The 14,597-nt window shown below is 48.0% G+C and carries 6 protein-coding genes; all 6 read right to left on the bottom strand.

The genetic code is table 11. The features are described 5' to 3' along the window. Positions 1-15: 15 nt before the first annotated feature. Entirely contained in the window at positions 16-6,738 is a 6,723-nt protein-coding gene (locus TTER_RS00405; protein ID WP_012874040.1) for a tetratricopeptide repeat protein, read from the bottom strand. A 118-nt stretch (positions 6,739-6,856) separates the two neighbouring features. Continuing rightward, entirely contained in the window at positions 6,857-8,167 is a 1,311-nt protein-coding gene (locus TTER_RS00400) for an NAD(P)/FAD-dependent oxidoreductase (protein ID WP_012874039.1), read from the bottom strand. 96 nt (positions 8,168-8,263) lie between these two features. Next, positions 8,264-10,378, bottom strand: a complete 2,115-nt coding sequence (locus TTER_RS00395; RefSeq protein WP_012874038.1) for a sodium-translocating pyrophosphatase — start codon at positions 10,376-10,378, stop codon at positions 8,264-8,266. A gap of 75 nt (positions 10,379-10,453) precedes the next feature. Continuing rightward, positions 10,454-11,407, bottom strand: coding sequence for a protein translocase subunit SecF (gene secF, locus TTER_RS00390; protein ID WP_012874037.1), 954 nt, complete (start codon positions 11,405-11,407; stop codon positions 10,454-10,456). 20 nt (positions 11,408-11,427) lie between these two features. Continuing rightward, entirely contained in the window at positions 11,428-12,975 is a 1,548-nt protein-coding gene (gene secD / locus TTER_RS00385) for a protein translocase subunit SecD (protein WP_012874036.1), read from the bottom strand. 165 nt (positions 12,976-13,140) lie between these two features. Next, the gene (locus TTER_RS00380) at positions 13,141-14,490 is read right to left on the bottom strand and encodes an NAD(P)/FAD-dependent oxidoreductase (protein WP_012874035.1); all 1,350 of its coding nucleotides are present in this window, start codon (positions 14,488-14,490) and stop codon (positions 13,141-13,143) included. Positions 14,491-14,597: the final 107 nt, after the last annotated feature.

Below are 14,597 nucleotides of genomic sequence, written 5' to 3'. Positions count from 1 at the left end.
ATATGTCTGCTCTGTTTAGGAAGCTCGTTCTTTGCCAAAGCCCCTGGTAATGAACGATAGTGTGCTTACCGTGGTCAGCTCCTTATAAGCATCGGCGTATCCAGGTCTGAGCTTGACAGCCTGTCTCAGTTCGGATGCAGCCAAATCGTACCTCTTGAGCTTCTTATACACAACTCCGAGATTGCGGTGATAAAGGGCTTCGTCTGGTTGAAGTCTTACCGCTATCTCGTATTGTTCTCTGGCTGCATCTAGGTTGCCCATAGCTTCATAAAGCATTCCTCTCTCATTGTAAGCTGCAGCGTTCTCTGGGTCGAGATCCAGGGATCTCTCCAGCGCCGCCATAGCCTCCTCGAACCACCTGAGCTGTCGGCAAATAGACGCAGCCCGCAGTTCGTAGATAGGATTTTTCGGATCTAGCCTGATAGCTTCTTTTTGTTCTCCAAGAGCGAGTTTAAGCTTCTCTTGAGCTTCGTATATTAGCCCCAACTCTGAGTGCGTCTCAGCATCATCTGGATCCAGCTCTAGTGCTTTTTCTAGAGCTTGTGCTGCCTCTTCCAGCCTATCCATATCGGCATATAGCTTTCCAGCTCTACGGTAGAGATCAGCTCGAGAGCTATCTAGAAGCAGAGCCTGAGCTATGTGGCTGATAGCCTCCTCTGGTCTACCAAGCTTTTCCATTACTAGGCTGAGCTGCTCGTGTACGTCAAAGTTATTAGGTTCTATTTTAGCTGCATCCATTAGGCGTTCTAGAGCCTGATCGTACTGCTCAAGGTTTATTAGTGCAATCCCTAGTTTGAGGTGAGCCTCTGCTGATTCAGGCTCTATCTCTAAGCTCTTAGCTAGCTCCTCGGCAGCTGGTGCAAAGTATTCCATGTCCAGGTACATGCATCCAAGCTTGAACCTCCATTCGTAGTTTCGAGGTTCCAGCTTGAGTGCGTATTTGAGGCATTCTATTGCCTCCTCTTTCTTGCCCATGCGCTCGCATACTTCTGCAGCCCTGAAAGCATATATGGCGCCGTCTGGGTTGAGCTGCATAGCTTCGTTATACTCTGCAAGCGCTTCCTCATACTGCTCAGAGGCCTCCAGCAGAGCACCAAGCTCGAAGTGCCATGTTGGCTGATATGGCTCGAGCATAACAGCGTGTTGCAGCTTCTCTATGGCTAGCTTGGTTTGCTTGAGATCCTGGTGAGCTATAGCTGCATTGCGATTATAAGTAGCGTTATCTGGCCTGAGCTTCAGTGCGTGTTCAAACTCAGCAAGCGCTTCTCTGTGCTTACCCTGAGCTCTGTAGGCTAGCCCTAGCTCATTATAGATCTCTGGATCTTGAGGATCGATCTCTGCAGCTTTTTGCAGAATGGAGATCGCATCTTTGAATCTCTTCATTTGTCTGTAAGTTGATCCTAGCCGCCTCAATGTAAGACCATCATCGGGTCTGATTTGCAATGCTCTCTCGTAGTTGATCAAAGCCTCAGAATGGTTCCCGACCATGTTATAAGTGGCTCCAAGCTCTGAATAAGCCTGAGCAAATTCAGGGTCTAGTCGAACTGCCATCTGAAATGCGCGAATTGCTCGATCGTAATCTCTAAGCTTTTTGTATATTCTGCCTTGATTGTACTGGAATAGTGCACAATCAGAGTCGATATCTGCGGCCCATCTGAAGTGGTGCAGGGCACTCTCATAATCGTCCACCAGTTCGTACAATTCGCCCAGGGTATTGTGCCAGTCAGCGTGATTGTGCTCTATCCTAAGTGCGGCTTCTATCTCCTCTATGGCTTGTGCGTAGCTTACCTGAGATGAGCTAGCGAGCAGGCGTGCACTCCTTAGCTTATCTTCGCGTTCCTTAAGCCTCATGATAGCCAAACCATAATGGAATCTGTACGTCGGATTATCCGGAGCCAGCTGTGTTGCTTTCTGTAGCACCTTGCAAGCTTCGTCAAACCTGTCTGTCTGCAGGTAAAGCTGCCCTATCTCAAATAGGGAATCAGGAGCGTTAGGGGCAAGATCTATAGCCTTCTGCAGTGACTGCAAAGATTCTTGGGTTTTGCCCAGCTGGCGGTAGATAGATCCGATCTTGCGATGATAATCCGCGTTGAGGGGGTCTAACATAGCGGCTTGCTTGTACAGGGCTAGCGCACTGGTAAGCTCTCCCAATGCTTCCTGCACGCTTGCAAGCTCGGCGATCGCCTGAGGCTCATCCGGTGCGCACTTTAGAGCCTGTCTAGCACTTGCCAGAGCTTGATCCAAGTCCTGTGTCTCTCTAGCAATTACAGATAGTTGACGATGATATCTGTAGTTATCTGGATCAAGCCGAGAAGCCTCTTCAGCTTCTTTGCGAGCCTTATCCAACATCCCTATTTGGAAGTAGAGATCAGCCAAAGTAGAATGCCACTCGGCATTGTTTGGCTGTATGTCTATAGCCTTGGATACCTGGTTTATGGCATCGTGTAGATCTCCTTGAGATCTCATTAGTATCCCAAGGTTGTAGTGGTAGCGAGGATTATCCGGAGATAGGCTTATGGACCGTTGAAAGAGATCGTATGCATCATCGAATCTGCCCATGTCCTGCATAACTAGCGCCATCTGGTGATACGGTTCTGCGAAATTACTGTCAAGCTCGATGGCCTTTTGCAGGTGCTGGAGAGCTAAATCATGCTTTCTCTGCTGCCTGAGGACATTACCAGCGTTACTTAGGTATACAGGCTCTCCAGGTTGAAGCTCAATTGCTTTCTCAAACGCTTGCACAGCTTCGTGTAGCCACCCTCTGCGTTCATAGCATATTCCCAGGTCGTTGTACCAAGCTGCGACGTCAGGGGATATCCTGACAGCTTCTTCTATTTCCTGGCACGCTGCGCCGTACTCGGATATGCTCCTGTATGCTATCCCTAGGTCGCGATGATATTGTGCTACGCTAGGGGCTATTCTTACAGCTTTTTCGAACGCCTGCACGGCTTCTTCATACTGGCTCAGACCCATGTGGGCCCTACCCAGAGCATGATAGTACTCGGCTGCTTCAGGGTTAGCTTGTATAGCTGTAAGTATGGTATCTATGGCTTCGGCATATCTCTTGAGATGGATAAGTGCTAGCGCCATTCGATACTTATACTCTGGAGACCTGTCATCTAGTGAGCATGCGATCTCATGGTGCCTTAGCGCCTTCTCCTGTAGCCCCAGATCCATGTAAAGCATGCCTAGTTCGCTATGGGCTTGTGCAGATTCTGGGTGATCGTCTGTACACTTGAGCAACAGGTCTTCCGCGTCTTGATATTCGCCATACCTACGAAGCATTGACCCTAGCTTGACCTTGTAGCTCACATTCGTGTCGTCCAGACGTACTGCCTCTTGCAAGTTCTGGATAGCCTCATCCCTTTTACCTGCTATTTCAAGAGCTTCTGCATAGGTTACGTATACATCTGCTCTTCTTGGATCTAGGGCCAGAGCTCTCTCCAGAGTCTTGATAGCATCCTCTGTTGCATCCGTGTGCAAGCAAGCTATGCCGTACATATGAAGATAGTCGACGTTCTGCTCATCAATGAGAAGAGAGGCTCTAAAGTGGGCAAGCGCTTCCTCCCATTGACCTCTGCTCCCCATGAGCATACCCAGCTCTGCATGTGCTTGACCGTTATTGGGGTCAAGCGACAGAGCCTTTTCGAGCCATGTTAGACCTTCGTTGACTCTCCCCAGTTTGCTAGCACAAGCTCCTAGATCAAGCGCGTATTGAGCATTTCGGGCATCAAGTCTAGCTGCCTTACGAAAATGGCTTAGTGCTTCCTCTTCCTCGTTCAGGGCAATCAGCAACATAGCCGTCTCGTGATGAGCGACTGGGTTGTTGGCATCAAGTCTTAGCGCTTCCTCACAAGCTTCTTTTGCTTCATCAAGCCTTGTCAGGTATCTGTATGCTTTACCAAGATGGGCCCAGAAATCTGAGGTTTCAGGAGAAAGCTTGGTTGCCTTGAGGAAGCACTCGCTAGCCTTCTGGTAATTTCCTCTTACAAATTCAATGGTTCCTAGCTCATCATGTATGAGCGCTGATTCGGGCATCCTGGAGAATGCATCCCTTATTAGTTCGTCAGCCTGGAGCAAGTTGCCTGATAGTCGAGCGGATCTGCTTACTGCAACAATAAAGTGCTCGTTATCAGGCGATAGTTCCAGTGCCTTCCGATACCTCTCAAGGGCAAGTATATAATCGCCTTTCTGTTCAGCGACCATGCCAAGCTCGAAGTACGCAGGTGCCAAGCCGGGATTATTCTGGATGACCTTTTTGAGTGATTCTTCAGCATCCTCAAGCATACCCGCTTTTCTCTGTACTATGGCAGCGTTGAGCAGGTATTGAGGCATACCACCACTCAGCTCTATAGCCCATCTATATTCCTCAATAGCTTCCGTCAAACGTCCAGACTGGCAATAAGTTTCTGCAAGTATGGCCCGCTTATTTAGGTCTTTGGGATCCATGGACAGTGCTATCTGCAGGGCTGTTATGGCTTTTGCTGGCTGCTTAAGAGCTCTGTAGGTCAAACCCATCTGTAGATAGTATTCTGGCTGTTCAGGTGAGTATTGGATAGCCTTCTGGAAGTTCTCAAGGGCAGCCAGATGCTTGCCCATATCCATATACAGGCTGCCGAGTTCGTTATAAGCATCTGCATACTTGCTGTCCAATTCTATAGCGGTAACAAGCTCTCTCTCTGCCTCTTCTACCCTGCCGAGCTTTCTAAGAATTGCCCCAGCGTTACGGTGATATAGGGGCTCTTCTGGCTGAATCTCGGTTGCCTTCTGGTAGTTGGCTAATGCAAGGTCCAGTTTGCCCTGCCTTTCCAGTACTGCAGCTAGCTCGTTAGCTGCGGGTGCATAATTAGGATCTAGATCTAGTGCCCGTCTTAGCTCCCTTTCTGCCCCCTGGTCATCTCCGCAGGCTGCTAGTACAGAGCCCAAGCTAGTCAGGTAAACTGCACTGCTGGGAGACATGGTGGCTGCATCTTGAAACTGCTCGAGAGCTTGCTGCAACCTACCTTGAATCTTATATATGTTGCCTAGCTCGTGCTGGGTTAATGCACAATCTGACTTGAGTATATCTACCACTTCTCTCAACTTAGCGGCAGCTAGATCGTACTTGTTGCATAGTGCCAATGCCAAGCCAAAACTACGGCGATAGTTGACGTTAGAGGGGTCCCTCTCTACGGCTAGCTCGTACTGCTGACAAGCAAGCTCATACTTTCCTTCGGCCTCGTGAATCTTACCCAGCTGGTAATGCACGTCAGCACTATCCAACTTCTTTTCGATAGCTCTGTTTAGCTCGTTGGATGCATGTGCGTAGAAGCCGAGATCCGCAAAAGCGCGTCCAAGGTAGTAATGAGCTTGAGCATCTAGGTCTCCTTTTGACGTTATGTAGGACCACTTCTCCTCAGGCTCGTTCTGAGTTATGCATGTTACTGCTAGCCTGACAAGGGGTAAACTCTGGCCATCACCTAAGATGTCTGAGAGCAGCTTTTCTTTGTCTGAATGAATGCCATAAAGAAGGGATACTACACCTCCCCACTTCTCTCTCTTGCTTGAGTCGCTTATGTAGTCCTTCAGGTCACCGCCAGATTCTAGATGAAGGGAGATTGCATAGGCAGCAAACACTTCTAGGGTTAGTTCATCCCTGAATTTGATTCTCCTTCGGGAATCTGAGCTTTCTATGATTCCTGATGATAGGAGCACCTCGAGCAGCTGTTCGGAGGATGCACTATCGCCCGAGGATGCTGATACTATGCCTCTAGCTTGATCCCTTGAAAGATCTTTGACTGAGTCTGTTTTCAGAGAGAAGGCCAATGCTGCCAGTAACTTCATCAGGGTACGGCTTTGAGCTCCGGCGAATCCCTCACGGTTTCTCTTCTTACTCTCAGCTTCCATCAAAAGCTTACGGCTACTGGCTAGTACTAGATCCCCTATGCTGTTTACGTTAGATCTAGTGTCATCAAGCTCTTGCTTGGCTAGATTAAGTACCTTTATTGTGGAAAGCACCTCAAAGGCTCTAGGATGGGAGAGAACTCTATCTCTCCTCTTGGGATCGGCACAATCCTCCAGGAATAGCCTTATCTGTGATTCGTTGATGGGCTCTATTGATCTGATCTCGCAACGCTCAAACCAGACCCTGTATAGGGGGAATTCATCTTCCTTGCAGGTAATCACGAATCTATTAGCGCTACCCGGTTTGGAAACTAGAGAAGCTATTTCGGCTGCGGCTTCGAGCTTAATATCGGGTCGAATCTCATCTAACCCATCCAGTACCAAGAGTAGAGGGAAGTTCTCTACAACTCTCTGTGGAAATTCCTCATCGGGGAGAGTGATACCTGCTTGCTGGAATGCGCCAGCCAGCATATCATGAATCTCTACGGACTCGAGAGACTGAAGCTGTACCAGCACGGGTATACGCTGATCATCGATAGAAAGAGACCTCTTGCCTGGTTCGGCCCCAAAATGCGAACGTAGAGATCTGCTAGCTATATGCAGTACAGCTTTTTTGGCCAGGGATGTTTTTCCAGCTCCAGCTTTGCCCAGTATGATCAAGCGTCCATAGGATTCGACTGCCTGTTCAAGACTCACACCTGGTTTGTCTTCTTCCGTAAACGCTTTTATAAGATGAAGAGGAATCTCTCTGCCGTGAGCATTGAATCTTGTTAGTACCTCTTCAAGGTAAGCCCGGATGTAGTGATTGTCAGCGCTTCTCTTCTCTTCGGTTTGCTTGGAAAAGTATGTGGTCATAGGTTCCCCCTTGGCCCATTTCAACCAATTCTGTAACTCTACTTAAAGCATTTCCAGGGAGAACCTAACAATGGATTTTCGTAAATATATCCTAAATAGCTCTGTGGCGCATTTGTTATCAGGATTCCAGGGCTAGTCTCGCCGCCTTCCTCCCTAGATCAACACTATAGTTGGTGCCTCTGTCCTGAGGATATATCTGGGTGGTGTTAGCTAATATGAGGTTCTTCACAGGGGTTTGCATCTCTGGTATTCGCTGTGAGTAGTTCGGAGGCACTATAGGTTGGGCTGCTGCCTCCCTGAAGACTTGATAGGAATCGATCCATGATCTTTCGAACTCTGGATTAACCCTTTGCAGGAAAGGTATATAGGCTTCCAATAGCTCCTCTTTGCCTAGTTGCCAATAATAATCCTCTGTAGAAAGGTAGTTACTTATATACAGGACGTGCTTTCCCCCATACCATTCCTTAGGTACTAAATTCGTATGTTCAATGAGTCCCACGAACGGGAAGCCTTCTTCACCTATGTTGAGCCAGTAATAATCCGATAGCTTGTTGTGTAAGGTCATCAGCATCACGAGGGCGCCTTGGTATCGTCCTGATCTCAATTTCTCTTCGTATGCTTTCCCGACGGGAGGGGCGATGTCTAGGAATCTGTTGGATGGAATAGTGGATATGATTTTTTCAAATTCCTGTAATCCCTCGCCCGTACGTATGCCTACAGCGGTCAGCTCCCCACTTGGAGATGTCCGCGCTTCGATCTTCTCTATGCTGGCACCTAGGTGGATATGCCCTCCCATATCCCTTATGGCTTTCTCCAGCGCATCGACTATGATCTTGAAGCTTCCGGTCGGATACCCAAGAACCTCCTTGTTGATCGAAGATCTGGAGGTGGTTCTAAGATGTATCTTGCCCCACAGCCACGCCATGGAGATATCTTCGTGTCGGGTACCGAACTTACCCTTAAGTAGAGGTCTCCATACTTGTTCATAGGCGTTATCGCCTGCCCATTTTCTCATCCATAGAGTGGCTGTTGTCTTTTCCAGAGCCTTCCAATTTTTATAGCGCTGTAGGAACAGCACTACTAATCCTAGTCGCAGTCTATTCCAGAGCCTTAGAGGTTTGAAGCGTAGCAGATCCATAGGGGTAACGAACGGATATATTTTGCCACCTTTGAACCATCCAACTTTTGATGGGTACCATTCCAGCTTGTCTATAATGCCAAGCTCAGCCATTAGCTCCTGCATCACTACATCGCTAGTGAATAGATGGTGATAGGCTAATTCTATAGGGGTACCATAGAGTGGTATTGTCACTACTTGGCCCCCAAGAAAGTTTGATCTCTCAAAAAGATGGACCTCTTGACCTGCCTTAAGTAGCTCGTATGAGGCAGATAGTCCTGCGATACCTCCGCCTATTACTGCTATTCTCACCCCTATAGATCCTTTCTATAGCCTCTAGAAATTATAGGGGGCTATAAGCCCCCTATAATTTGGAACTAGATTTTACTAAGCAAAGTTCCTACTACCTTATCTGATGAACAGAGGAGCAAGTACCAGAGTTACGGTAGATAGCAGTTTGATCAGCACATGCAGAGACGGTCCAGCTGTATCCTTGAAAGGATCACCTACCGTATCACCCACCACTGCCGCTGCGTGGGTAGCTGTTCCCTTTCCTATAGGCTTGCCTTCTTCATCTAGCAGCTGGCCGGATTCTATCAGTTTCTTGGCATTGTCCCATGCGCCACCACCGTTGTTGAGTACTAGGGCTACCAATATGCCTGTCATAGTACCGACCATCAGAAGGGCTGCTACAGCTTCAGCTCTTAGTATCAGTCCAACCACTACGGGCATTCCTACTGCCAGGATACCAGGTAGGACCATCTCTCTAAGAGCAGCTCTAGTGCTTATATCCACAGCCTTTGCATAGTTGGGACGTACTGTGCCTTGCATGATGCCTGGTTCGCTTCTGAATTGGCGACGTACCTCTTCAATCATATCTCCTGCTGCACGTCCCACTGCCCTGATAGCCAGCGAGCTAAACAGGAACACTAACATACCACCAAGGAAGCCGCCTATGAATACCGGTACGCGGGCTAGATTGACAGCTTCTAGTCTTGCGTCGGAGAGATAGGCTGAGAACAGGAGGAAAGCAGCCAAAGCAGCGGAACCTATAGCATAACCCTTGGTAAGAGCCTTGGTTGTGTTACCTACTGCATCGAGTGCATCTGTACGTTCTCTCACTTCCTCTGGCTGGTTGCTCATCTCTACGACGCCGCCAGCATTATCTGTAATAGGACCGAAGATGTCCATGGCCAGCACATAGGCCACTGTCATAAGCATTCCCATAGTTGCTACAGCAGTTCCATACACTCCGTTCACGAAGGAGTTGTCGCTAAAGCCCGTTCTGGTGCCGAAGAAGTAGGCTGTACCTATAGCCAAAGAGATGACTATCGCTGGCAGAGCGGTGTTTTCAAAACCGATAGCTATACCAGAGATGATGTTAGTTGCTGGGCCTGTCTTGGATGCCTCAGCTATGGTCCTGACTGGTCTGTACTTCTCGGAGGTATAGTACTGGGTCATGAGCAGGAAAAGTATCGATGTTATGATACCTACCAGCCCACAACCAAATAGCCACCAATTACCGTCTAGTACCCAAAGAGTGGCGATGAAGAGTCCGATTATAGACAGGACTGCTGTTACTGCAAAACCTCTGTTCAGGGCACCCATTGGGTCTGCGTTAGCGCTTGGTCTGACAGAGAGTACTCCTATCATGGAGGCTATAAGCCCCATAGCACCAAGTACAAGCGAGAGGAATATAAAGCCTGGGTTATCCCTTCCCGTTGCCAGAAATATGGATACCCCAAGGATCATAGCTCCGATGTTTTCAGCCGCAGTGGATTCGAACAGGTCCGCTCCGCGTCCAGCGCAGTCACCTACGTTATCACCTACAAGGTCTGCTATAACAGCGGGGTTTCTGGGATCGTCTTCAGGTATTCCTGCTTCCACCTTACCTACCAGGTCAGCTCCTACATCTGCAGCCTTGGTATAAATACCTCCTCCAAGTTGTGCGAAAAGAGCAACAAAGGATGCTCCGAAGCCAAAGCCTACTATGAGAAAAGGAGCTCTCTCAGGCTGATTGAAGCCGTTGTAAGCGTAGAATATGGCCGCAACGCCCATTATGGAGAGCGCGATTATGAAGAATGCTCCAGCAGCACCACCTCTTAGGGAAACGAGTAGTGCATCTCCTAGGCTTCTTCTAGCTGCGGCGGCAGTCCTCACGTTAGATTTGACTGCTACAAGCATAGCAATGTATCCAGATACTCCTGAGGCTAGGGCCCCAGCCAGGAAAGCTATCGCAGTCATTATCGCCGCCTGAGGTCCCGGAAGATCCATAGTCTCGCTGCCTACTAGGGCGATAATGGCTCCGATAATAATTGCTGTGATAACCGCTATGCTTGCTATCGTAGTGTATTGACGGTTCAGATAAGCGATTGCCCCCTCATATATTGTGTCGGCCACGGCCTTCATCTCTGGAGTCCCAGTGTCTCGACTGAGGACATACCTGGCCATTGAGAGGGCGAAGATAACTGCCAGTATTCCAGCACCAAATATAAGTATTGCCCATAATACCTCGTTGCTCATGAAACCCCCTCGTCCTCTGTATATTTAGTTATCGACCCTGGTTTAAGCTAACCAAATTTTAACCCAAGTTTCCTTTTAGGTGGCTGCTGCTTCTGGCTCGGTCCTTCTAAAGATTCGAAGGAAGTCTTTGTTTTCCCAGGAGACGAGCAGTAAGCTGGCATTGAATATAGAACTGTATGTACCACTTACGATGCCGATTAGAAGTGCCAGCACGAAGTGTTTGATCGTTGTGCCACCAAAGAAGTAGAGAGCTAGCAAGGTGAAGATCACCGTCATAGAGGTGTTCACGGATCTTACTAAAGTCTGTAGAAGGCTTATATTGACTATTTGCTCAAAGCTTTCACCGTATCTTCTAAGCTGATTTTCGCGAATTCTGTCAAATACAACTATAGTGTCGTGTACAGAGAAACCTATTACCGTTAGCAAAGCGGTCACGAATAGAGCATCTATCTCCACGCCGAAGTGCTTACCAAGAATGGCAAATATGCCTACCACGACCAACACGTCGTGTAGCATCGCGATGATAGCGCAGATTCCGTATCTGAATGGATGACTTACTTTACGAAATGCAAACGCTATGTACCCTAAAATTCCCAGGGATGCTAGCGCAATCGCAACTATGGACCTGTTCCTGATTTCCCTGCCAACTGCTGGGCCTACAGATGTGAACACCAGCTCTTCGTAGTTCCCGAATCTAGATTTCAGTATCTGCTCGAGTTTGGCCTTTTCCGGAGAGTTCTCTTTTATCTCGGGGAGGCGCATTGACACACCCCTGGTTACAGTGCCCTGTGCAGTATTGGATTGCTGTCCAAAACTTTGAACGAAGGCTTCGTTGTAACCTGCCTGAGCCAATGCAGATCTAACATCCTCAATTCTGACAGGTTTTTCAAACTGAATCTGCCAAAATGTACCTCCCTCAAAGTCAATACCCAGTCTCAATCCGAACAGTAGTAGATATATAGTACCTGGGATGATTATCAAAAGAGAAAGCAGATAGAAAGCGTATCTCCACCTAACTATATCGATCAATTAGCAAAGCCCTCCACTAACTAAGCCTGAGTAGTTCTAGAGCTCTTAGCCGGTTGTAAAGTTCTGCCTTCAGGTTCGGGTAATTGATTCTTTCCTATACCCCAAATCCACAAGTTTCTGGTATGCACCATTGATAATACTACCTGTAGCAATGTCCTGGTAACGAAGATGGCTGTGAACATGCTAACTATGACACCGATTGCCAGGGTGATAGCAAAGCCCTTGATCACGCTTGCTCCAAACCTAGAGCCAAACCATATGAGTATTGCGCATGTGATTAGAGTGGAAATATTGCTATCCCGGATAGAGGGCCAGGCATTTTTGAAGCCCACGTCTATGGCCTGGATCAAACCTCTACCGCGACGTAATTCATCTTTTAATCTCGCGAATATAAGCACATTAGCATCCACGGCCATGCCTACGGATAGGATAAAGCCAGCTATACCTGCAAGTGTTAGTGTTACAGGTATAAGCTTGAAGAGTGCGAACACTACTGCAGCGTATATTGCTAGGGCGACTACAGAAACGAACCCTGGAAGCCTGTAATAGAGGATCATAAAGAGTGCAACTGCTCCGATGCCTATTAGCCCAGCACGGATGCTTCTCTGCACAGAATCGTTGCCAAGTGTAGCTCCTACCGTGTTAGAGCTTATGATATCGAGTGGCACGCTGAGAGACCCAGACCTGATTTGAATTGCCAATGTACGTGCTTCCTCGCGTGTTACTCCTGTTATAACTCCCCTACCGTTAGTTATTGGGTCTCTGATCTGAGGAGAGCTGATGATCTTCTTATCTAGTGCTATTGCCAAGTATTTGCCCACGTTCTGGGTAGTGAAATCAGCGAACTTCTTGGCTGCCTCGGGTTTCAGCTCAAATGAGACTACGGGTTCCCCAGTGGTCGGATCGAAATCCGGCCTGGCATTGGCTATGTCGTTTCCAGTTATTACTGTGGTATATGTCCTTTGTAGCTGCTCTGGAGGCGTTGCCTGTAGTGCTTGCTGAAACTGTGGGTCTTCTGGGGTTGGGGTTACGTTTGCAGCTACAGGTGTTTGGTTGGCCTGAGGAGTGCTCTCTGGGGTCGGGGTAGTACCAGGAGTAGGTGTACCATTCTTAGTTGAATTCTGATTTTGATTACCATTCGTTATAGCTGGACCTAGAGTAGTATTGACCAGGGTTCCCACTTGCAGTGGTGTATCACCAGCGTCTATGAACTCAAGCAAGCCTGTACCCTGGAATGTTCTAATTGCCTGTTCAGGATCTTTTACTCCCGGAAGCTCAACGACGATACGATCTGACCCCTGGAGTTGTACTACGGGTTCAGTTAATCCCAGGCTGTTGACTCGTTGTTCAACAACCTGCCTGACCTCTTCCATCTGTTCTCTTGTAGGGGCCTTGCCACCAACGTGGCGGGCTTGGAGCAGTACTTGCAAGCCTCCTTGAAGGTCCAATCCTTCAACAACTTCTGCTTGCCGTCCAAATACGTTTCTAGATCCTGGAAGGTCTACCCATACTGCAAATGCGGTCAAAATAATGATAAATATCAAGCTGTAAAGTGTAGAGCGCCTCATTCAAGCTCCTTGTTGGAAATATACAACTCCACAATCACAGATAGAGCGGAGGTGACTCCCTCCGCTCGTATAAGGTTACTCGCACTTTTTACTATATTACCACTTGCTGCGTCCCATATGAATACTAGTCATAACTATAATATGGGTTTTGCGTAGAGATTCTCTTTACTGTATACCCTCCTTGAGTACGCCAGGTGACAGCCTCAGCTGACCGGTCTCTCTGCCGAGAATCAATGATAGTAGCCAGTGAGTGAATAGATAAATTCTGTTTTGCCATGAAGGTATGTGTATTAAGTAGTATGAGTGCCAGATAAACCAAGCTGGTATACCGGTAAAGGTAAGTGGTCCAACTTCTGCGACACCGGTGCGTTGTCCCAGTAAGGCTAGATGACCTAGAGGCTTGAAAACGAAGGGTTTTATGCTTCTATTCTGTATAAGACTTGATATTGTTCTGCCGACGTACCGGCCCATGTGCTCAGCTGCTTGTGCTGTGGGAGGTATAGGGTCGTTAGTTCTTGCATCGAATGCCCATGCAGAGTCTCCTACAACAAAGACGTTTGGGTATTGGGGAATACGCAAAAACTTATCTACGATCAAAGATCCATTTCTGGCGTGCTCCACAGGCAGATCCTTTACAACCTTTGGCGCTGTTATACCGGCAGCCCAAAAAAGGGTACGAGCCTTTATAGTTCCTGCAGAAGTCTTTACCTCATCTTCAGTTACTGCTTCCACAGATGTGTTATTCATTACCTCTATGCCTTCGTGTTCAAGTACCTCCTGCACGGTCTTAGATATATGTGGTCTGCTTTGTGGGACTAGTCTACTGGACCTGCTTACAAGCACGATTCTAGCTGGCTCATTCTCTAGCCAGGGATATTCGGCAAAGAGTCCCGCGTATATGTATTCCTTGAGTGTGGCAGCCAATTCGATGCCGGTATCACCACCTCCGCCGACCACGAACGTAAGCCAAGACTTACGTGCTTCGGGATCTTGTTCTTTATGAGCCATTTCAAGGGCATCTATTACTTTGTTTCTTAGCTCTATAGCGTCTGCAGGGCTCCTAAAGAGTAGTGCTCTTTCTCTTAGCCCTGGTAGGTCCGGGATAGCAGTTACGCTGCCCAAAGCGATCACTAAGAAATCGAATGGCCTATCCTCTCCGTTGTCAAAGTAGACCACCTGGTTCTGTAGATCGATATGTTTGACTGCGGAATGCATGACGTGAAAGCTTCTTCCCTTTTGAAACTTCCTGATAGGGACAGTAGTATCATCTGGGCAGTTCTTGCCGGAGGCTACGGTCCACAGTAAGGGCTGGAACAGCTGGGTATTGTCCCGATCCACTACTAGGATACTAACATCCTGCCTCTTACCTAGGTGTTTGTCGAGCTCTATGGCCGCCTGTATGCCCCCAAAGCCGGCTCCTAGTATGAGTATCTTATAACTAGCTTTTCTGTATTCTTCCTCAGTTTGGCTTCTATGTCCCTTGCTTAGCAGATCAATACGGGCACCAACAGTCATTGATATAGCCTCTCCTAGGTTATTGTGTCCAACAGCTAAACTTTCAGCAAGTTTGAGGCCGTGTAGCTTAGTAACTATAATGGCTGAGGACTTACTTATTAGAAACA

Origin of the sequence: Thermobaculum terrenum ATCC BAA-798, from assembly GCF_000025005.1 — a bacterium.
Lineage (GTDB): Bacteria > Chloroflexota > Chloroflexia > Thermobaculales > Thermobaculaceae > Thermobaculum > Thermobaculum terrenum.
Note: the sequence above shows the minus strand (reverse complement) of the source record. Positions and strands in the feature narration are given on the sequence as shown.